The 208-nt window shown below is 47.6% G+C and carries 1 protein-coding gene; it reads right to left on the bottom strand.

What is annotated here, in order from left to right:
- The coding region (locus tag C5471_RS23860) for a contractile injection system protein, VgrG/Pvc8 family (RefSeq protein ID WP_278250202.1) at positions 1-208 on the bottom strand (208 nt) is incomplete at both ends.

The following is a 208-nucleotide window of genomic DNA, read 5'->3' as shown; positions in this document are numbered from 1 at the left end:
ATTAAAACGTATATTGGCCTGGAGTTTTTTCTGTTTCAGCAGGCTGTGTAAAATGTCGGGAACACTGAGCTGGTGATAAATACGGCTGTCCTGATCGAGGGTCAGCAGCCACATTTCTGGCCTGACGGTCAGGTGATACAGCGTTTGATGCCGGTTTGTGGTCCCGATAACCGCACTTTCAATCAATCCGTTCACTTCACGTTGCAAA

Source organism: Photorhabdus tasmaniensis (genome assembly GCF_011189505.1).
Classification (GTDB): domain Bacteria; phylum Pseudomonadota; class Gammaproteobacteria; order Enterobacterales; family Enterobacteriaceae; genus Photorhabdus; species Photorhabdus tasmaniensis.
This window is presented reverse-complemented; position numbering and strand designations above follow the sequence as displayed.